At 73.2% G+C, this 18638-nt stretch carries 16 protein-coding genes; 7 read left to right on the forward strand and 9 right to left on the reverse strand.

Annotated features, from left to right (window positions below):
• Nucleotides 1-3: 3 nt before the first annotated feature.
• From JOL79_RS13265 to JOL79_RS13280, 4 genes are all read left to right on the forward strand, one after another.
• Nucleotides 4-723 (forward strand): PIG-L deacetylase family protein, encoded by a 720-nt coding sequence (locus tag JOL79_RS13265; RefSeq protein ID WP_210156083.1) that lies wholly within the window; start codon nucleotides 4-6, stop codon nucleotides 721-723.
• Between the two features lie 110 nt (nucleotides 724-833).
• Nucleotides 834-1334, forward strand: coding sequence for a hypothetical protein (locus JOL79_RS13270; RefSeq protein ID WP_210156084.1), 501 nt, complete (start codon nucleotides 834-836; stop codon nucleotides 1332-1334).
• The gene (locus tag JOL79_RS13275; RefSeq protein WP_210156085.1) at nucleotides 1331-2461 is read left to right on the forward strand and encodes a sensor histidine kinase; all 1131 of its coding nucleotides are present in this window, start codon (nucleotides 1331-1333) and stop codon (nucleotides 2459-2461) included. Before JOL79_RS13270 ends, JOL79_RS13275 begins: the two co-directional genes overlap by 4 nt.
• Entirely contained in the window at nucleotides 2458-3165 is a 708-nt protein-coding gene (locus JOL79_RS13280; protein WP_210156086.1) for a response regulator transcription factor, read from the forward strand. Before JOL79_RS13275 ends, JOL79_RS13280 begins: the two co-directional genes overlap by 4 nt.
• Here JOL79_RS13280 and JOL79_RS13285 read toward each other — a convergent pair.
• The 5 genes from JOL79_RS13285 to JOL79_RS13305 form a co-directional block, all read right to left on the reverse strand.
• Nucleotides 3126-3968, reverse strand: coding sequence for a CPBP family glutamic-type intramembrane protease (locus tag JOL79_RS13285; protein ID WP_210156087.1), 843 nt, complete (start codon nucleotides 3966-3968; stop codon nucleotides 3126-3128). The genes JOL79_RS13280 and JOL79_RS13285 overlap by 40 nt on opposite strands.
• An 87-nt stretch (nucleotides 3969-4055) precedes the next feature.
• Complete coding sequence (locus JOL79_RS13290) at nucleotides 4056-4850, reverse strand: neutral zinc metallopeptidase (RefSeq protein WP_307848512.1); 795 nt, start codon at nucleotides 4848-4850, stop codon at nucleotides 4056-4058.
• 82 nt (nucleotides 4851-4932) lie between these two features.
• On the reverse strand, nucleotides 4933-6393 hold the full coding sequence (locus tag JOL79_RS13295; RefSeq protein WP_210156088.1) for a glutamate-cysteine ligase family protein: 1461 nt from the start codon (nucleotides 6391-6393) through the stop codon (nucleotides 4933-4935).
• A gap of 27 nt (nucleotides 6394-6420) precedes the next feature.
• Nucleotides 6421-7059 carry a response regulator gene (locus tag JOL79_RS13300; protein WP_210156089.1) on the reverse strand — a complete coding sequence of 213 codons (639 nt, stop codon included), beginning with the start codon at nucleotides 7057-7059 and terminating at the stop codon, nucleotides 6421-6423.
• A 28-nt stretch (nucleotides 7060-7087) separates the two neighbouring features.
• Nucleotides 7088-8272 carry an ATP-binding protein gene (locus JOL79_RS13305; protein ID WP_230984730.1) on the reverse strand — a complete coding sequence of 395 codons (1185 nt, stop codon included), beginning with the start codon at nucleotides 8270-8272 and terminating at the stop codon, nucleotides 7088-7090.
• 210 nt (nucleotides 8273-8482) lie between these two features.
• Here JOL79_RS13305 and JOL79_RS13310 point away from each other — a divergent pair, with 210 nt between their 5' ends.
• Both JOL79_RS13310 and JOL79_RS13315 read left to right on the forward strand, forming a co-directional pair.
• The gene (locus tag JOL79_RS13310) at nucleotides 8483-10015 is read left to right on the forward strand and encodes a PspC domain-containing protein (protein ID WP_210156090.1); all 1533 of its coding nucleotides are present in this window, start codon (nucleotides 8483-8485) and stop codon (nucleotides 10013-10015) included.
• Nucleotides 10005-10220, forward strand: a complete 216-nt coding sequence (locus JOL79_RS13315) for a hypothetical protein (RefSeq protein WP_210156360.1) — start codon at nucleotides 10005-10007, stop codon at nucleotides 10218-10220. The genes JOL79_RS13310 and JOL79_RS13315 overlap by 11 nt, the downstream gene beginning before the upstream one ends.
• Nucleotides 10221-10291: 71 nt before the next feature.
• Here JOL79_RS13315 and JOL79_RS13320 read toward each other — a convergent pair whose 3' ends face one another.
• Nucleotides 10292-11332, reverse strand: coding sequence for a sulfotransferase family protein (locus JOL79_RS13320; RefSeq protein ID WP_210156091.1), 1041 nt, complete (start codon nucleotides 11330-11332; stop codon nucleotides 10292-10294).
• Nucleotides 11333-11444: 112 nt separating this feature from the next.
• Nucleotides 11445-12314, reverse strand: a complete 870-nt coding sequence (locus JOL79_RS13325; protein ID WP_210156092.1) for a CDP-alcohol phosphatidyltransferase family protein — start codon at nucleotides 12312-12314, stop codon at nucleotides 11445-11447.
• Nucleotides 12315-12558: 244 nt separating this feature from the next.
• Here JOL79_RS13325 and JOL79_RS13330 point away from each other — a divergent pair, with 244 nt between their 5' ends.
• On the forward strand, nucleotides 12559-14187 hold the full coding sequence (locus JOL79_RS13330) for a stealth family protein (RefSeq protein ID WP_210156093.1): 1629 nt from the start codon (nucleotides 12559-12561) through the stop codon (nucleotides 14185-14187).
• Here JOL79_RS13330 and JOL79_RS13335 read toward each other — a convergent pair.
• Together JOL79_RS13335 and JOL79_RS35410 are read right to left on the reverse strand one after the other, a co-directional pair.
• A complete protein-coding gene (locus tag JOL79_RS13335; RefSeq protein WP_210156094.1) occupies nucleotides 14103-15674 on the reverse strand; it encodes a glycosyltransferase family 39 protein in 1572 nt (523 codons plus the stop codon). The two genes, JOL79_RS13330 and JOL79_RS13335, sit on opposite strands and share 85 nt — an antisense overlap.
• A complete protein-coding gene (locus tag JOL79_RS35410) occupies nucleotides 15671-18595 on the reverse strand; it encodes a CDP-glycerol glycerophosphotransferase family protein (RefSeq protein ID WP_210156095.1) in 2925 nt (974 codons plus the stop codon). The genes JOL79_RS13335 and JOL79_RS35410 overlap by 4 nt, the downstream gene beginning before the upstream one ends.
• Between the last annotated feature and the right edge of the window lie 43 nt (nucleotides 18596-18638).

Here is an 18638-nt window from a genome sequence, read left to right on the forward strand (position 1 = left end):
TCGATGCTGGGCGAAGACGAGATCGACAGAGTACTCGCGGTCGTCGCGCACCCCGACGACGTCGACTTCGGCGCGGCGGGCACGGTGGCCAGGCTGACCTCGGCGGGCGTCGAGGTCGTCTACTGCGTGGTCACCGACGGCGACGCGGGTGGTTACGACCGGGAGATGGACAACGGCGGCATGGCCGAAGTGCGCCGGGCCGAGCAGACGGCCGCCGCCAAGTGCGTCGGCGTCTCCGACATCCGCTTCCTCGGCTATCCGGACGGAGCCGTCGAGCAGACCCTCGGGCTGCGCCGCGACATCGCACGGGTCATCCGCCAGGTGCGTCCGGACGTCGTGATCACCTCGTCGCCGGAGCGCAACTACGTCCGCATCTACCCGAGCCACCCCGACCATCGGGCCGTCGGCGGCGCGACCCTCGACGCTGTCTATCCCGACGCCCGCAACCCGTACGCCTTCCCCGAGTTGCTCGCGGACGAGCGCCTCGAGGCCTGGACGGTGCGGGAGGTGTGGCTCAACGGCTCCCCCACCCCCGATTCGTACGTCGACGTGACGAGCACGGCCGAGCGGAAGATCTCCGCGCTGCGCGCGCACGTCAGCCAGACCTCCCACATGGACGACCTCGACGGCATGATCAAGGGCATGCTCTCGCACCACGCGGCGGCGGCCGGGCTGCCGGAGGGCTCGCTCGCCGAGGCGTTCCAGGTCGTCGTCACTGCCTAACCGTCGACGCGCGCTCTCCCACCCGGGGGTCCTCCATCCCCGGGTGGAGGTCCGCGGCTCCATCCCCGCGCCGATCCGCCGGGCGGGGTCCGGAGCCTACGGTCGGGCCCATGGACATCTCCAACGTCGTACTGATCGTCGCCGCCGTCGCGTTCGTCATCTACCGCCAGACGGCGACGCGCCCCACGGAGCGCCGCGGCGCCCTCTACGTCTGTGCCGCGATGGTCCTTTACAGCATCGCGGGCGGCGGGCTGGTCGACCCGCGTCACACGGCGCTCAGCGTCGGTCTCCTCGCGGCCGAACTGATCCTGGCCGTGGCCCTCGGCGCCGTCCGCGCGCTGACCGTCCGCGTGTGGCGCGACGAGACGGGCGTCGCCTGGGCCCGGGGCACCGCGTGGACGTTCGCCGCATGGGCCGGCTCCATAGCCGCCAGGGTCGTCCTCTACGCCCTGGGACAGGCCGCCGGCGTCAACCAGCCGACCAACGCGCTCTTCTTCTTCGTGGGGATCACCCTGGGCACCCAGGCGCTCCTGGTCGCGCGCCGGGGCCGCGCGCTGCCCGCTCCCGCCGTACGGCGGCAGGAGCCGCTCGACGGTAGCGTCGTGATGTGAATGCGCGCAGGTGGGAGGGCACGGCCGGACCAGTCGTCCTGCGGCTCGGGCTGGTCGCGCTCTTCGTGGTGGCCCAGGCGGGCACCCCGCCCGGTCTGGGCCTCACCGAACGCGGCCCCGGCTACCTCGTCCTCACCTTCCTGGTGGCGATGGCGGTGACCGGGACGGCGACGGCCAGTCTCTCCCGCCGGAACGGCCGGTCCTGGCCGGCCCCGTTCGGCGTGCCGCTCGCGGTGGTGCTCACCGGCTGCGCGATCGCGCTGTCGATCGGCCTGCTCGCCTTCGCGTACACGCCGCTCGCGGTCTCGGCGCTGCTCTATCTGGTGGGCGTGGCAGCCGTACGCCACCCGCTCCGATACTCCCTGCCGCTGGCGCTCATCGCGATCGCCGGCCTGCTGTGGCGGTCCGTGGAGACCCTCCAGGTCGCCCACGAGCTAGGGCTGTGCGTCAGCACCTGCCTGGTGTTCCTCATCGCGTACTCGGTCAGGCAGCGCAGGCAGGCCAGGTCGGCCGAGGCGCGGGAGGCGGTGCTGGCCGAGCGCGCCCGCATCGCCCGGGAGATCCACGACATCCTCGCCCACTCGCTCTCGGCGCAGATCGTCCACCTGGAGGGGGCCCGGCTGCTGCTGCGGGCCGACCGCGCGCAGGAGGCGCTCGACCGGGTCGACCGCGCCAGAGACCTGGCCAAGAGCGGTCTGGAGGAGGCGCGCCGGGCGGTGGCCGCCCTGCGGGGCGACGTCCCACCGCTGACGGAGGCGTTGAAGGCGCTGGCCGAGGAGTTCCGGATCGCGACCGGCCACGACTGCGAGGTCGTGGTGGACGGCGTCGAGCGCGGCCTCTCCCCCGAGACCGCGCTCGCCGTCTTCCGCACGGCGCAGGAGGCCGTGACGAACGTCGGCCGCCACGCGCCCGGAGCGCCGGCGACCGTCCGGCTCACCTTCCTGGACGGCGGCTGCGAGCTGGAGGTCGGCAACCCCGCCGGCGACTCCCCGGAGACGCCGGCGGAAGGATCTGGAGGAGGATACGGACTCGTGGGCATGCGAGAACGCGCCGAACTGCTCGGCGGCACGCTGGAGGCCGGGCCGTCCGGCCGGGGGTTCCGGGTGCGGCTGTGGGTGCCGGCATGACGGCGCGGGTGCTGGTCGTCGACGACCAGGCGGTGGTACGCGACGGGCTCGTGCTGCTGCTCGGCCTGCTGCCGGGCATCGAGGTGGCCGGCTCGGCCGGGGACGGCGAGGCGGCGCTGCGGCTGATCGCGGAGCGGCGGCCCGATGTGGTGCTGATGGACCTGCGGATGCCCCGGATGAACGGCGTCGAGGCCACCCGCAGGATCCGGGCGGAGTTTCCCGACACCCAGGTGGTGGTGCTCACCACCTATTCGGACGACGAGTCGGTGTTCGCCGCCCTGCGCGCCGGGGCGCGGGGGTTCCTGACCAAGAGCGCCGACTCCGACGAGATCGCCAGGGCCGTACGGACCGTCATGAACGGCGACGCCCAGCTCGACCCAGGCGTGCAGCGCCGGCTGCTGAACACCGTGACGGCCCTGCCTGAGCCGCCCGCCCCGCGAGGGCCGGCGGAAGAGGGCGGCCGCGGGCGGCCATCGGCCCCGGAGACCCTCCCCGACGGGCTGACTCCGCGCGAGGCGGAGGTGCTCCGCCTGATCGCCCGGGGTATGTCGAACGCGGAGATCGCCGCCGCGCTGTTCATCGTCGAGACCACGGTCAAGACGCACATCAACAACCTGTTCGCCAAGGCGGGGCTGCGCGACCGGGCCCAGGCGGTCGTCTACGCCTACCGACACGACCTCGCGGACCCACGGGACGGCGGCTGAGCCATCCGCCCGTCGACGCGCCTGGCCGCCCGGGCGGCGGCGTAGCCGAACGCGTTGGTGGCGAGATGGACGAACGCGGGCGCGAGAAGGCCCGCCCGGCTCCGCAGCCCGTGGAACACGACACCGGCGGCCGTGGTGGCCACCACCGTTCCCGCCACCAGACGCGCCGTCCCAGCGGTGTTCCCAGCGGTGTTCCCAGCAGTGTTCCCAGCGGTGTTCCCAGCGGTGTTCCTGATGCGGGCCATGTCGAGCGCCGGCAGCACGTGCCACAGCCCGAACAGCCCCGCCGACGCCGCCACCGGTATGACCGAGGTCACCGGCCCCGCTGACGTCGCTGACGTCCTCGCCGCCGCCCGGTCTCCGGCGCGTGAGCCGGGCACGGCGCGGCCGAGCAGTGCGGGTAGCACCCCGCGGAAGCCGACCTCCTCCAGCAGCACGGTGCCGATCGGCACCTGCACCAGGACCTCCTCCAGCAGGCGGCGCCGCGACAGCGCCAGTGCCCGTTCGTCGAGGAAGAGCGGACGGGTGCGCGGCAGCGTGACGCCGGCGGCGTAGACCGCGGCCACCCCGGCCGCCAGGGCGCCCCCGGCGGCGGCCCCGCGACCGGCCTCGCGGAACCCGAGCTCCGCCCAGGTCAGGCCCTCACGACGGGCGAGCGTGACGAGAGCGGCGGTGGCCGCCACGGACGTCACGGGGGCCAACCGGCGGGCGACCCGGTTGTTGAGGACGTTCGCCGCCGCGAGCACGCCGAGACTCGCCGCCAGCCGCCACCTCGCGCCTTCTCGCCCGGTCACGGCGCCCATGCTGCCATGCCGTCGAGCCGCCGCGCCTCCCGCGCCTCCCGTGCCGCCCGGCCGTGCCGCCCGGCCGTGCCGCCTGCGCGGGGCCGGTCAGCAAGCGGACACGCCGCCGGTGAATCCCTGGGTGAAAGAGCTCTGCCGCCGCTCCGGACTGCCGTGCGCGTCGGGAGACCACCAGGCGTCGGTGGGGTCGCCCGCGGCCTCCAGGTTGGCCAGGAGCTCACCGTCGTCGCCCTCGTCCTCCTTGAGCACCCCGGCCTGGATCAGTCCGCCCAGCGTGGCCCCCGCGTAACAGTCGGCCTGGAGCTCGCGGTCGACGTTGAACGTGAACCGCGTGCCGAGTAGCGCCTGGACCGCGTGGCCCAGCTCGTGGGGGATGACGACGTAGACCGATCCGTCTCCGGTCTGGTCGTACAGCTCCTGGAGCCAGACGGAGTCGAAGGCGATGAAGTGGCCGTCCGGGCAGTAGAAGGCGTTGTTCGGCACCGACGGCTCCGCGCCGCAGCTCGGCCCGTCGTAGCCGTTGTACGCGACGAACCTGGTGATCGGCTGATATGTCCGGCCGTCCTGCTGGAACCGCCCCTCCCAGAACCACTCGGTGAGGCAGCGGGCCAGCCGTACGTCGCTGAGGAAGGTCTGCCCGTCCTCGCCTTCGCAGGGCGAGGCGGGCGCGGTCACGGCGGGCGTCTCGCCGGCGGGCGTCTCAATGGCCGGGAACCCGGTGAAGGGAATGGCGTCCGGTGTCCGGACGACCGGGGCGTCACCGGCGGGGAACCTGCCGAGCGGAGTCTCTCCGGTCGGGGTGCCGGGATTCCCGGGGATCAGCGCGCACGAGGTGAGGAACGTTCCCGCCAGGAGAAGGGCGGGAAACTTTCGGGGGATCACTCCCACATAAGTACCCGATTAACGACGCATGTCTCTATCCGGTTGAACCTCGTGACATCGGGACGAACGCGTTAGACATCCATCAGACGTCCCATAGGTGGACGGGCTGGTTGGAATGCATGTGGTCCAGGTACCGCAGGGTCATCGTGCGCAGGGCCTCGTACCCGCCCCCGAGCGACCGGACCGTGTCCACCTGCCAGGCGGCCCCCGTGCGGCCCGTCATGCAGCGCCCCTCGATGACGCCGAGCAGCCGGTCGCGTTCGGCCGGGTCGACCCCGCACAGGTCGAGCCCCTCGTACGCCAGGGGCAGCAGCCGCCGCAGGATCAGCTCGCTCGCGGGCACCTCGCCGAGCCCCGGCCAGTACAGGTGGGCGTCCAGGCCGAATCTGGCGGCGTTGCGGAGGTTGTCCTCCGCGGCGGCGAACGACATCCGGGTCCAGACCGGCCGTTCCGCGGCCGGGAGCACCCGCATGAGCCCGTAGTAGAACGCGGCGTTGGCCACGATGTCGGCCACCGTCGGCCCGGCGGGGAGCACGCGGTTCTCCACTCTGAGGTGGGGCACCCCGTCCACCACGTCGTAGACCGGCCGGTTCCACCGGTAAACGGTGCCGTTGTGCAGGGTCAGCTCATGCAGCAGCGGAGTCCCGCCCGCGTCGAGCACCGCCCGGGGATCCTCCTCCTCGCACAGCGGCAGCAGGGCGGGGAAGTATCGGACGTTCTCCTCGAACAGGTCGAAGACCGAGGTGATCCACCGCTCCCCGAACCAGACGCGTGGCCGGACGCCCTGCGCCTTCAGCTCCTCCGGACGGGTGTCCGTGGCCTGCTCGAACAGGCTGATCCTGGTCTCCTGCCACAACTGCCTGCCGAACAGGTACGGCGAGTTGGCGGCCACCGCGACCTGCGGGCCCGCGAGGGCCTGGGCGGCGTTCCAGTGGGCGGCGAACTCCTGGGGGCCGACCTGCAGGTGCACCTGCACACTCGTGCAGGCGGCCTCGGGGGTGATGCTGTCCGCGAACGTGTCGAGCCGGTCGGTCCCCTCGATCACCAGATGGAGGTCCTCCCCGCGGGCGGCGAAGATCTGCTCGTTGAGCAGGCGGTAGCGCGGGTTGGCCGACAGCGTCCCCTCGGAGACGTCCGACTCGCGCAGCGTGGGCAGGATGCCGACGAGCACGAGGTGCCCGCCCACGCGCGCCGCCCGCTCCTGCGCCCGGTTCAGGCGGCGCCGTACGGACTCCTCCAGCAGCCGGGTGCCGTCGCCCGACAGGGGCTGCGGCGGGATGTTGATCTCGACGTTGAACTGCCCCAGCTCGGTCGCCCAGTCGGGCTCCGCGATGGCGGCGAGCACCTCGGCGTTCTTCATGGCCGGTTCGCCCCGGTCGTCGACCAGGTTCAGCTCGATCTCCAGGCCCATCTGGGGCCGTTCGACCTCGAAGCGCGACTCGCGCAGCATCCTGGCCAGCACGTCGAGGGACCGGCGGACCTTGTCCCGGTACCGGCGGCGATCCTCGCGGCTGAAGGTGACGGCGGGGACGTCACGACCCATGTAGGAAGAGTCGCACGCCGGGACGGGTCACACCAGACGTCGCGCGGTCGCCCACCGGGACAGCTCGTGCCGGTTGGAGAGCTGGAGCTTGCGCAGGACGCTGGACACGTGCGTCTCGACCGTCTTCACCGAGATGAACAGCTCCTTGGCGATCTCCTTGTACGCGTACCCGCGGGCGATGAGCCGGAGCACCTCGCGCTCCCGCTGGGTGAGCGAGTCGAGCTCCGGGTCGATGGGCGGGGCCTCGGTCGAGGCGAAGGCGTCGAGGACGAACCCGGCGAGCCGCGGCGAGAAGACCGCGTCGCCCTCCGACACCCGGACGATCGCGTCGGTCAGCTCGGTCCCGCTGATCGTCTTGGTGACGTAGCCGCGGGCGCCGCCTCTGATGACACCGATGACGTCCTCGGCGGCATCCGAGACCGACAGCGCGAGGAACCGCACCTGGGAGCCGGACCCGAGCACCCGCTTCAGCACCTCCTGGCCGCCGCCTCCGGGCATGTGCACGTCCAGCAGCACCACGTCGGGCGCCAGCTCGGCGATCGCCGCCACCGCCGAATCGACGTCCTCGGCCTCCCCGACGACCTGGATGGACGGGCCGAGCTCGGCCCGGACCCCCGATCGGAACAGCCGGTGGTCGTCGACGATGAGCACACGTACGGTCTTCATGACTCCCTCACCACCCGGACCGCGGCGGTCACGGGTTCCTCTTCATGGTCAGCATGACCTCGGTTCCGTCACCGGGCTCGGTCCTGACCCGGGCGGATCCCCCGTTGCGCTCCATCCTGCCGATGATGGACTGACGGATGCCCATCCGGTCCTCCGGAACGTCGTCGAGCACGAAGCCCTTCCCCCGGTCGCGTACGAAGATCGTGACCTCGTCGGTCTCGACCTCGGCGTACACGGACACGACGGGGGCGCCACTGTACTTCGCCGCGTTGACCATCGCCTGCCTGGCCGCGTGGAGCAGGGGCCCGAGACGCTCGTCGAGCGCGCAGTCGCCCACGCAGACCACCTCGATCGGCACGCCGTGGGCGTCCTCCTCCTCGGCCGCGACCCGGCGGACGGCGGCGGCCAGTGAGACGTCGGCGTCCTGCTTCGGCTGGTAAAGCCAGTTGCGCAGCTCTCGTTCCTGCGACCGGGCCAGCCGGGTGACCTCTCTGGAGTCGTGCGCGTTGCGCTGGATCAGCGTCAGCGTGTGCAGCACCGAGTCGTGGACGTGGGCGGCCACCTCGGCCCGCTCCTCCTGCCGGATGCGCTCGGTGCGCTCCCGCTGCAGCTCCTTCACCAGGGAGGCCAGCCACGGCGCGACGATCATCAATATGCCGCCGACGACGACCGCCGTGAAGACCAGTCCGGTTCTGGCCTTGGCCAGCTCGCCGCTCGCGGCGAGGAACCCGATCGCGCCGACGGCCACGAGCAGCGCGCCGAGACCGGTGCGGACCCAGGTCGTGCTCACCTGCCTGACCGCGCCGGACATCCAGCGCTTGCGCCTGCCGGGGTCGGCCTGCTGCCACAGGATCAGCGCGCCGATGCCGCCGATGGCGATGGGCCAGGCGCCGAAGCCGCCGCTCGCCGCGCCGGTCATCCAGCCGAAGGCCGCCAGCGCGAGCCACAGCACGCCGTACGCGGCGAGCTGTCCCCAGTCGCGGCTCGGCTCGCGCCCGTTCACCTGCTCTCTGGGAGTGAACATCCACAGCGCGGCGTAGGCCACGAAGCCCAGCCCGTCGACCACCGTGAGCAGGACGAAGGCCAGCCTCAGCACGACCGGGTCGAGCCGGAGCTGGGCGGCGGCGCCCTGCGCGACCCCGGCGACGACGCGACCCGAGACGGGTCTCACCATCCGTGGGTACGCCTCGGGGGCGTTGGGCATCTCAGTCATCTCGTGCAGCATCGTCACACGTCCCGGGTGCGCGCCGCATCAGGGCCGACCCCTGACTTCTCCTCCGGGACGGCGGCCGGGAGATCGGCGCCCACCGGCGCGATCGGCCGCGGCGCCGGATGATCCCCGGCCCGCGGCACCAGGGGCTCGGGGACGAGTCAGGGGTCTCCCCGATGGCAGGTGACCGGCGGTGACGGCCAGGATGGGGGCATGACCGAGGCACCACCCGCTCCCGATCCCGCCCCCGCCCAGGCACGCGTGATCAGCCGCAGCAACGACGGCCGCATCGCCACCGGCGTCTGCGCCGGCCTGGGCAGGTTCACCGGCATGGACCCGGTGCTGTTCCGGGTGGGGTTCGCGGTGCTGGTCCTCGCCTCGGGCGCCGGTTTCATGCTTTACGTCGCCGCCTTCCTGCTCATGCGGCAGCCCGACGGCCGTCCCGGCTTCATCGAGCAGTGGACCAGGCGCAGGTTCGACGCCGAGACCGTGCTCGCGCTGATGGCCGCCGTCTTCGCCTTCAGCCTGATCACCAACGTCCTGGGCGGCATCAACAAGGGCACGATCGTGATCGGCACGCTGCTGGCCGTCGTGCTGCTGGCCGCCCACGCCCGCGGCGTCGACCTGCTCACCATGGCGCGGTCGATGCCGGGCCGGGCCGCCGGGACGCGGGAGACGCCCGCCCCCCGGCCTGACCCGGCGTTCGCTCCTGAGACGGCCACCGCGACCGCCGAGTTCGCCCAGCCGCCGTACGCCGCGGAGGCGCCGTACCGCCCGGAGGCCCCGTATCCTCCGGCGGCTCCGTATCCTCCGGCGGCTCCACCGGCGGGAGAGGCTCCCACTGCGCCGCCGCGGGCCCCCGGGAGCCCCGGCGCAGGCTCCAGCGCCGCCCCCGGTGCCGGAGCCGGTGCCACGCACGGCGCCGGAGCCGCGCCGAGCGGCTACCGGCGCCTGTCCGACCTCGCCCGGGAGGCCCGCGCCGGCGTCGCGGGCTACGGCTCGGGCGAACCGTTCGCCCCCCACGGCCCCTACACGATGCGGGAGCCGTATCCGCCCAGGGAGCCGTACCCGCCGCAGGAGACCTACCGGCCGGCTCCGCCGCCCCGCCCGGTCAAGGTCAAGGCCAAGCGGCCCAGGTCGTTCGTCGGCGGCCTGACCTTCTGCCTCGCTCTGATCGTTGGAGGGATCATGGTTGCTCTGCAGCGGACCGGTGCGACGACGGCCGGCCTATCGGTGATCGGCGGAGCGGTCCTCGTCACGCTCGGAGTCGGGCTGCTGGTCGCCACCTGGTTCGGCCGGAGCGCGGCGCTCATCACGGCCGGCACGCTGGTGTCACTCGTCCTGATCGCGGGGTCGACGGTGGACGGAATCCCAAAGAAGATCGGCAGCTTCGTGTGGCATCCGATCAGCGCGTCCCAGACGACGCCGATGGAATACACGCTGGGCATGGGCGAGGGCCGGCTCGACCTGAGCGACGTCGCTCTCACGCCCGGCACCCAGGTGACGTTCAACGCCTCGGTGTCGGTGGGGCAGCTCACCGTGATCGTCCCGCCCACCGCGCGGGTCGTGGTGCACGGATACACGCGGCTGGGCGAGGTGAAGATCGACCACAAGGTGGAGGACGGAACCGACGTGCGGTTCAACAGGGTGCTCGACCCGGAGGTGCCGGGCACCGGCGACGCGCCCACGATCGAGCTCAACGTCAAGGCGGGCATCGGAGACGTGGAGGTGCGCCGTGGCGCCTGACCCGGAGCCCGAGGTGCCCGCGCGTCCGCGCCGCAGGCACCGGACCGACTGGATGGCCCTGCTGAGCGGCCTGCTGTTCGTCGGCATCGGTGTGCGTTACCTGGCCGGCCCGGCGCCGGATCCCGTGATCATGGCGCCGGTGCTCGTCGGCGGCCTCGGCTTCGCGGCGTTCGTCGCCATCCTCGCCAAGGCCATCCGGCGCTGAGGCCCCACCGGGACCGGCCCCCCGCCTCCGGGCGTCCGCCGGTCCCCCCCCGCCTCCGCCGCGGGGCCGGATCAGCGGACGAGCAGCTCGCGGACCCGCTGCTGCGGCAGCCCGGCCAGGCTCCGCTGGCCCTCCGTCAGCAGCGCGGCGATCGGCCCCGGCTCGCGCAGCCGGGTGAGCCGGTCGCGGTTGTACTTGCGCAGCCGCGCCGAACGGCGCTTGCCCGTCGCCACCTTGAACGCCGCCACCTGCTGGCGCGACGCCCGGGGAGCGCCGGTCAGCTCGTAGCCGTGCGCGGTCAGCCGTTCTCCCAGCACCTCCTCGCAGAGCGCGATCTCCCAGGGCTCCAGCCGGCTCGCCCACTTCCCCGAGTGGGCGGTGGTGACCTCGGTGTGGGTGTTGATGTGCCAGACCTTGTGCTTGGGCACCGCCACCTCCGCCATGTGGCGCGGCTCGCACATCGCGGGGTCGTAGTCTTCCCCGATGAACGCGCAGAGCTTCTTTAGCTCGGTCTCCGGGTCCGTGGTCAGGTCTTCGTAGCGCAGCTCGTAGAAGCTGTCCGAGGGCAGCTTGCGCGCGTGCCGGCGGCCGAAGTCGATCGCCTCCGCCCAGTTGGCCATGGCGTGCACGCTGTCGGGCTTGTACCAGGGCATCTGCTTGAGTGAGGCGACGCAGTCGCGGCCGTCCCTGATCAGGTGGACGAACTGGGCGTCCGGGAACATGCGGACGAGCATCTCGACGTGCCGGTAGTAGCTGGGCCGCTTGTCCCCCCAGCGGGGCTTGCCGAAGCGCTCGGCGTAGCACTTGAACACCATTCCGATGACGGAGCCGAAGCTGCCCGGCCCGTGCATGGCCGCCTGGACGAAGTCCGCCGCGTCGATGCCGAGCTCGCGGAACTTCGTGTTGCGCCCCTCGGCGATCCAGGCCGCCAGCTTGCGGCGGTTGTCGGCCAGCCGCATGTCGCCGTACGCGCGCCGGGAGAAGTACGCGGGGACCAGGAAGCGCGTCTCCGGCGGCACCGCGAGGCGCGGGTGCGAGTGCAGCATGAGCTGGAGCATGGTGGTGCCCGAGCGCGGGCAGCCGATGACGAAGACGGGCCGGTCCGACTGCATGAGATCAATCCCCCTGTGATGAATTCATGACGTGGCGGACGGCCTCCCTCCCCCGAGACGGCCGGGCGCCTATGGCGCGGCTTCGACGGCGAGATCCGCCGGGAACCGCGGTTCAGACGAGGATGCGCTCCCCCTCGGGTGCGCTCGCCGGGATCTGGCGGGCGGCCAGCCAGACGCGATAGACGAGGCTCATCTCGAAGGCCAGCAACAGGGCGCCCGTCCCCGCCGCCACCGGCACCACCGCCCACATCCCGAGGAGCGGGGCCACCACGAACACCGCGGCGTGGAACTCGATCCCGCTGATCACGTGCGTACGCACCCGGCGGCGCACGAGGAAGACCCGGAACCGGTCGTACCAGGGAAACCGCGCGTGGAACTCCTTCTGCAGGTCGACGAGGGTGCGGCCGTCCTCCGCCGCGACCTCGCCCACCTCGGTCCGGGGCCGGGTGCGCAGCACGTCCTCCACGAACGCGCAGTCACCGCCCATCCGGCTCAACGCGAGGTCCCTGGTGGCCTCCTTGACCCGCTTGAGCTGGGGGCCGTTGATGTACCTGAACAGGTCGAGCACGATCACGCCCATGGCGGCGAAGATGTAGTCGGTGTCACCCGAGCGGGTGTACTCGCCGAACCCCAGCCCGAAGGCGCAGGCCACCACTCTGATCCGGTCGCCCACGTAGTCGAGCCAGAGCCCGAACGGCGTGCCCGTGCCCTTCAGACGGGCGATCTTGCCGTCCATGCAGTCGACCGTGAAGCTGAGGTAGAACAGCACGGCCCCCAGCGCGAGCGCGCCCTCCGCGAACGCCACCGCCGAGCCCGCCCCGACCGCCATGGACAGCCGGGTCAGCCCGTTCGGGGTGATCGAGGTGTGGTTCGCCACGACAAGCGCGAGCCGGCAGGCCAGCGGGTCGACCAGGAAAACGGTCCACCACGAGTCCCTCGACTTGCGCGCCGCCAGGATGTCGTCCAGCGTGAAGCCCCCCATGAAGGCAAGAATGACTACAACCCGTAGTCGGCTGCGCACTCTTCGGTAACAGGAGGGGTATCTCGTTGCCACTTCTTGACCGTTTCCCGGCCCCGGGTAAAGCGTCCCCCAATCCGGTGGACACCCAGAAAGGGGCATAAGCCACCAGAACCGGCGAATGCCTCGTCCTGGGGTACGCGAGATACACAAGACCTGGACACGGCGAGTACACGCAGGTGTACAGTCCGTGTCCAAGGGGGAGAACATGCCGGTTGTCAGGTTGTACCGGCGGCTGCAGGGGCGGCTGCCGTCATGGGAGACCACGCCAAGGGCAGCGCTGATCCGCGAGGACGCCTCCCCGCTGCAGGCGCGCCGCGAGACGCTCGACCTGGTGTGCGCGCTGCTGTCCGGGGCCTGCGTGCCGTACTTCTGCGTCCGCCCGCTGCCCGAGCGCCCGCCGGTGGTCGCGGTGCCCGAGGAGGAGCGGTCCCGTGCTCTCGCGGCGCTGGCCCGGGGCGGGCAGCCGCTGTTCGCGGCGGCCCAGCCGCACGGCCGCGGATGGCGGAACCAGCCGCAGACGGCCCGGATGCGCCCACTGCGGCGCGCCGTGGGGTCCCTTGGCGACGCCCGTGTCGTGCGGGTGGCGATGTTCTTCGCCAGCCCCTCCCGCACTCTTCTTCTCGGCCCGGAGCACGGCTGCGACCTGGAGTTCTGGTCGCGAGAAGATGATCTACTCCTCGCGCCCCGGCCCAACCTGACGTGTGACGCGGTCCCTGCCGACGGCGACGTGGTGGAGGGCGGCGAGGAGCTGTTCCACCCGCTGGTGACGGCGCGCCAGCGGATGCGCGCCTATCCGACGCGCCCGGAGTTCACCCGGCGGCTCGTCGACGACATCGACTTCCCGATCGACGCCGTCTACACCTGGGTGGACGGCGCGGATCCGGACTGGCGGGCCCGCCGTGACCAGGCGCTGAGCAGCGGGCGGACCGGCCGGCCCGAGGTCCGGCTGAGCGAGCTGGCCACGACCGAGGCCCGGTTCACCAGCAGGGACGAGCTGCGCTACTCGCTGCGGTCGCTGCTGCTGTCCGCGCCGTGGATCAACCGGGTGTGGATCGTCACCGACGGCCAGACGCCGTCCTGGCTGGACACGTCCCATCCGATGATCGGTGTGGTGGACCACAAGGAGATCTTCAGCGACCCGTCGGTCCTGCCGGTCTTCAACTCCCACGCGATCGAGACGCAGCTCCACCACATCGACGGGCTCTCCGAGCACTTCCTCTACCTGAACGACGACTTCTTCCTGGGCCGCCCGCTGCCGGCCGGCACGTTCTTCGAGGGCAACGGCATCCCCCGCTTCTTCCCGAGCACGGTGCACGTGCCGTTCGGGGTGCCGGAGGCCGAGGAGTCGCCCGTGCACGCCGCCGGGATGAACAACCGGCGGATGCTGGAGGAGCTCTGCGGCCGGACGCTGACCCAGAAGCTGAAGCACGCGCCGTACGCGCTGCGCCGGTCGCTGATGTTCGAACTGGAGCAGCGGTTCGCCGCGGAGTTCGCGGCGACGGCCCGCAGCACGTTCCGGACGTCGTCGGACATCTCCGTGGTGTCGTCGCTCGCGCACTACTACGGCTACCTCAGCGGCCGGGCCGTCCCCGGCTCGGTGGACTACACCTACGTCGACCTGTCGCTGCGCAAGACGCCCGGCAAGCTGCGGCGGATGCTCTCCCGGCGCCGCTACGACGTGTTCTGCCTCAACGACACGGCGCCGACGACGCGCGAACAGGACGCCCTGCTCCGGCGGTTCCTGGAGGCCTACTTCCCCACCCCGGCGCCGTTCGAGCTGACCGGACCGGCGGAGCCCGCCGGGCGCGCGGCCCGGGCGCTGGGAGCCTCATAGCGTTCCAGGAACAGACCCCGGGACGCCCACCGGCCCGCGGGGGCGAACATCCGGCGCACGACGCCGAGCCGACGGGACGACCGCCCGGCCTTACCGGTCTGCCCGATCACCCAGACCGTCCGGACGCCCGTGAGGCGGCCCGGCAGCAGGCGGCGGCCGACGTCGCGGCCGCCGAAACTGCCGTCGCGGCGCGGCGACCGGCGCAGGCCCACGTCGTCGAGCCGTCCGAACACGCGGGGATAGACCACGGCGTATTTCCGCACCTTGCGCGGGACGAACAGCACCCCGTCTCCCGGTCGCGCGGCGGCCAGCACCGCCATGACCGGCCGGGGATCGTCCTGCCTGCCGTCCGGCCCCCGGGTGGCGAGCTGGCCGGGGATCGACAGGCCCGCCGCCAGCACCAGCATGGCCACGGCCGACCGAGCCGGCCACGCGGCCAGCCCCGCGCCCGCCAGCAGAGCCGCCGCGGGCACGCAGTACAGCACGTACCGGAACACGTAGACCGGATGCACCGTCCACGAGACGGCCAGCAGCACCGCGGGCGGCAGGAGCAGCCAGGGCAGCGCCAGCCGTACCAGTGTCAGCCGCACGAGTGTCAGGGGGACGCCGGCGGACGGCGAGCGGCGGGCGGCCCGCCACAGCCCGGCCAGGGCCAGGGCCCACACCAGGGGCGCGAGCCCGAGCCAGGGCCGGGCCCCCGTCCCGAGGTCGCCGAAGAGCTGGGCCGCGAGCGTCCCCACGTCGCCCGCGTCGGGCCGGGTTATCCAGCCCACCTGGGCGCTCTGCCGCCGGCCGAGCCACGCCAGGGGCGCCACGGCCGCCCCCACCGCGGCCGTGGCCGCGCACCAGCGGAGGAACGAGGCGCGCGGAACGCTCCGGCTCCACAGCAGCGAGACCCCGTGGGCGACCGGGACCAGCGCCGCGTACAGGTTCAGGTACGCCAGGCCGGCGAGCGCCACGCCGTAGGCGGCGAAGGCGGTCGCCGACCCCGTTCGCAGGGCCCGCACGAAGAGCAGCGTCGCGCCGACGGCGGCGGCCAGCACGAAGGCGTACGGCCGGGCCTCCTGGACATACCTGGAGAAGATCGGCATGAGCGCGAGCAGGCAGCCGCCGTACAGACCGGCCCTGGGGGCGCCGAGCGCGCGGCCGAGCGCGCAGACCCCGGCGGCGGCCAGCGCCCCGGCGACGACCGAGGGCAGCCGCAGCGCCACCGGGTCGGGGCCGAAGAGCGCCACCATGACGTGCGCGAACGCGTAGTAGAGGCCGTGGACGGCGTCCACCGACGCGAGCAGCCGGGCGGTCTCCGGGAGCGTGCGGCTCGCCGCGCTGATCGTGGCGGCCTCGTCGCGCCACACGGGCGGCCCGGCCGGCTCCCACAGGCCGGCGGCCAGGGCGAGGACGGCGGGCACCGCGAGGGCGGCGCTCGCCCGCGCCCTCGGCGCACGGGCGGCGCGCGTCGTGGCGACGCCGACCGGGGCGACGCTCACCGGGGTGACCGCGTCATCCGCGCGACCACACGCCCGGCCGCCTGCCCGTCGTCCCAGGGGCAGAAGTCGCGGGCGAAGGCGTCGTAGCGGGCCTTGTACGCACTCGCGGCGTCGCCGTACGCCACGGCCTCGACGGCCTCGGCGACCTCGCCGGCGGTGCGGACGACCGGGCCGGGGGCGCGCGCCGCGAAGTCGAAGTAGAACCCGCGCACCTCGTCGCGGTAGCGCTCCAGGTCGTCGGCGAAGAACACCATCGGCCTGCCGGTGACCGCGAAGTCGAACATGGCCGACGAGTAGTCGGTGACCAGCACGTCCGCGGCGGCCAACAGGTCGGCCATGTCCGGAAATCGTGAGACGTCGAGCACCTCAGGAGGGATGTCCAGATCGTCGGCGACCAGGTAGTGCGCGCGCACGAGCAGCACGGCATCCGGGTCCAGGGCCGCGGCCACCCGGCCGACGTCAAGCCGCAGCCTGCCCGGCCGGCCCACCTCGTCGTCGCGCCAGGTCGGCGCGTAGAGAACGGCCCGCCGGTCCTCCGGCAGGCCGAGCGCGCGGCGGGCGGCGCGGCGGCGGCCGGGCCGCAGCAGCGCGTCGTTGCGCGGATAGCCCGACTCCAGCATCTCTCCCTCGTAGCCGAAGGCCCGGGAGAGGATCGGCGTGGAGAAGGGGTTCGGCGAGATCAGCACATCCCACGTGCCCGCCTGCCGCCGCAGGTCGTCCGCCGGAACGCGCTGCGCGTGCGGCATGTCCCGGGCGTCGAGGCCCAGGCGCTTGAGCGGCGTGCCGTGCCAGGTCTGCACGAACAGCTGCCCCGGCGGCTTGGCGTACCAGCTCGGCTGGGTGCGCCGGTTGGCGACGACGAACCGCGAGGTGCGCAGCGCCTCCTCGTGGGCGCGGGAGCCGTACAGGACGGTGCGGACGCCGTCGGGCACGGTGAACTGGCCGTCGCGCGTGACCCAGACCAGCTCGACCCCGGGGTCGTGGCGGCCCAGCTCCTCCGACACCGCCCGGGGGTTGCACGAGTACTGTCCCCCGCCGTAGCTGTCGAACAGCGCGGCGTTCCTGAGCGGCCCGGCGGGCCGGGGCGCGGCCCGCCGCCTGCGGGTGGCGTACGGCCCGCGCTCGTCCGGGCCGAGGGCGGGCCGGATCACGAGCATGAGATCGGCGTCTCTCGTCGTGCGTACGCGCACCTCGTGTGTGCCGGTGACGTGGGGCGCGGGCGGATCGGCGACGAAGGCCTCGCGCAGGCGCACCGCGACGCCCCCGGCCGAGATCCGCCACGTCCCGCTGCGCGGCGGCGGGCCCGCCGCCGTCCGGCCGATCGTCGCGGTCCACCGGCCCTCCCGCGTGGTCGCAGGCCACGAGTGCCGCTCACCACCGCGTTCCAGGACTATCCGGGCGGCGGGGCCCGTGCCGGTCAGCACGAGCTCGCCCGCCTTCGTCCAGCGCAGCCCGGTCACGAGCGGACCACCGGTCTCTTCCTCCGGGGGGTCGCCGGCGGCGGCCCGCAGGACGAGCCCCCGGTCGCGGGTCAGCACGACGTCGAAGCCGTCCGCGCGGAACTCGCGCTCCCCCATGTCCCTGGCCGCCGTCACGGGTCCCGTACGGGTGACGCCCCCGGCGCGCACGCGGGCGTGCAGGGTCCAGCGCCCGCGCGGCAGCCGGCCGAGGTCGATCTCGGTCTCGAAGCCGGACTCGTCGTGGCAGACGACCGACTGCCCGGAGCCCGCGGTCGCCTCGGGCCGGTGGATGCGGCGCACCGGCAGCGCCACCCGCTCGTCCTTCCGGCCCAGCCACAGCTCGATCCGGCTGCCGCCGCTGCCCAGATGGGCGATGTAGGCGTACCCGGCGAGCCGCAGCCGCCCTTCGCGGAGCCGCACGTCGTCGAGGCGGGCGTGCAGCCGCAGGTCGTTGCCCGCGTCGAAGAGACGTGCGGGCAGCCGCCGGTCGCCGCGGAGCGGATAGTCCATGACCCGGCGGCGCAGCGGCCCCCGCCTGAGCACTCCCCTGTCTCTGATCTCGTGCTCGGCGAACTCTCTGATCAGGTCGAGCTCCGCGGCCATGCCGTGCCGGGCGAGGTGGAGCTGGAGCCGCCGCAACGCGGGCAGGCCGTCCACCGCCTCGCGGCACAGACGGCCGAGGCCGGTCGCCAGCGGGGCGAGCGTCCCCGCCGGCGCGGTGTCGAGCGCCGCGCGGAACGCCGCCGACTCGGTCACCTGACGGTCGTACGCGGGACGCAGGCCGGGCGCGTGCCGGGCGACCAGCTCACCGGCGTCGAGCAGCGCGGCGAGCACCCGGGCGGGCTCCCCGGCCGGTTCCCGGACGCCCGGCCGCGTCAGGCAGACGACCTCGCCCAGCACGTCGGTGGCCTCGGCGAGCACGAGGGCCGGGACGGTGACCGGGACGTCGTCCTCCAGGCCCGCCGCGAAGGACAGACCGTGCCGATCCCAGAACTCCCGCCGGAACACCTTGGTCGCGGCCGACGTGTCCCGCAGCAGGCCGGGCCGGTCCCTGACGTGGGTGCGCAGGACGTCCGCCTCCCGGCCGGGGCCGCGCGCCCGCCCGCCGAGCCGCCGCGACACGCCGCAGGCGAGGTCGGACCCGGTCGTCTCCAGCGCCTCGGCCAGCCTCAGGTGAGCGCCCTCGGGGACGACGCGGCGGGGATCGGCGAACGCGAGGTGGACTCCGGTGGCGTGGGCGGCCCCGGCGTTGCGGGCCGCCGCCGCGTCCGTGCCGTGCGGCACGGTCACCAGGCGGAACGCGGGCCCGGCCGCCGACAGGCGGGGGGCCCCTTCGTCCGCGACGAGCACCACCTCCAGGTCGCGCGGCGTCGGCGATCGCAACGACGTCAGGCACTCCTCGATGTGCTCCCGCCTGCCTCGCAGGGGAACGACCACCGAGAGTCTGGGCGGCTCGGTCACGCCGAAAGGATGCCGAGCCCACGCGTCCCCTCACCGGCGGAAC

Origin of the sequence: Microbispora oryzae (assembly GCF_017896165.1) — a bacterium.
Classification (GTDB): Bacteria; Actinomycetota; Actinomycetes; order Streptosporangiales; family Streptosporangiaceae; genus Microbispora; species Microbispora oryzae.

Bases quoted from the DNA above. Each gene is read 5' to 3' on its own strand.
- JOL79_RS13265 (WP_210156083.1), top strand. From the start codon at position 4: ATGCTGGGCGAAGACGAGATCGACAGAGTACTCGCGGTCGTCGCGCAC.
- JOL79_RS13270 (WP_210156084.1), top strand. From the start codon at position 834: ATGGACATCTCCAACGTCGTACTGATCGTCGCCGCCGTCGCGTTCGTC.
- JOL79_RS13280 (WP_210156086.1), top strand. From the start codon at position 2,458: ATGACGGCGCGGGTGCTGGTCGTCGACGACCAGGCGGTGGTACGCGAC.
- JOL79_RS13285 (WP_210156087.1), bottom strand. From the start codon at position 3,968: ATGGGCGCCGTGACCGGGCGAGAAGGCGCGAGGTGGCGGCTGGCGGCG.
- JOL79_RS13295 (WP_210156088.1), bottom strand. From the start codon at position 6,393: ATGGGTCGTGACGTCCCCGCCGTCACCTTCAGCCGCGAGGATCGCCGC.
- JOL79_RS13300 (WP_210156089.1), bottom strand. From the start codon at position 7,059: ATGAAGACCGTACGTGTGCTCATCGTCGACGACCACCGGCTGTTCCGA.
- JOL79_RS13305 (WP_230984730.1), bottom strand. From the start codon at position 8,272: ATGACTGAGATGCCCAACGCCCCCGAGGCGTACCCACGGATGGTGAGA.
- JOL79_RS13310 (WP_210156090.1), top strand. From the start codon at position 8,483: ATGACCGAGGCACCACCCGCTCCCGATCCCGCCCCCGCCCAGGCACGC.
- JOL79_RS13320 (WP_210156091.1), bottom strand. From the start codon at position 11,332: ATGCAGTCGGACCGGCCCGTCTTCGTCATCGGCTGCCCGCGCTCGGGC.
- JOL79_RS13325 (WP_210156092.1), bottom strand. From the start codon at position 12,314: ATGGGGGGCTTCACGCTGGACGACATCCTGGCGGCGCGCAAGTCGAGG.
- JOL79_RS13330 (WP_210156093.1), top strand. From the start codon at position 12,559: ATGCCGGTTGTCAGGTTGTACCGGCGGCTGCAGGGGCGGCTGCCGTCA.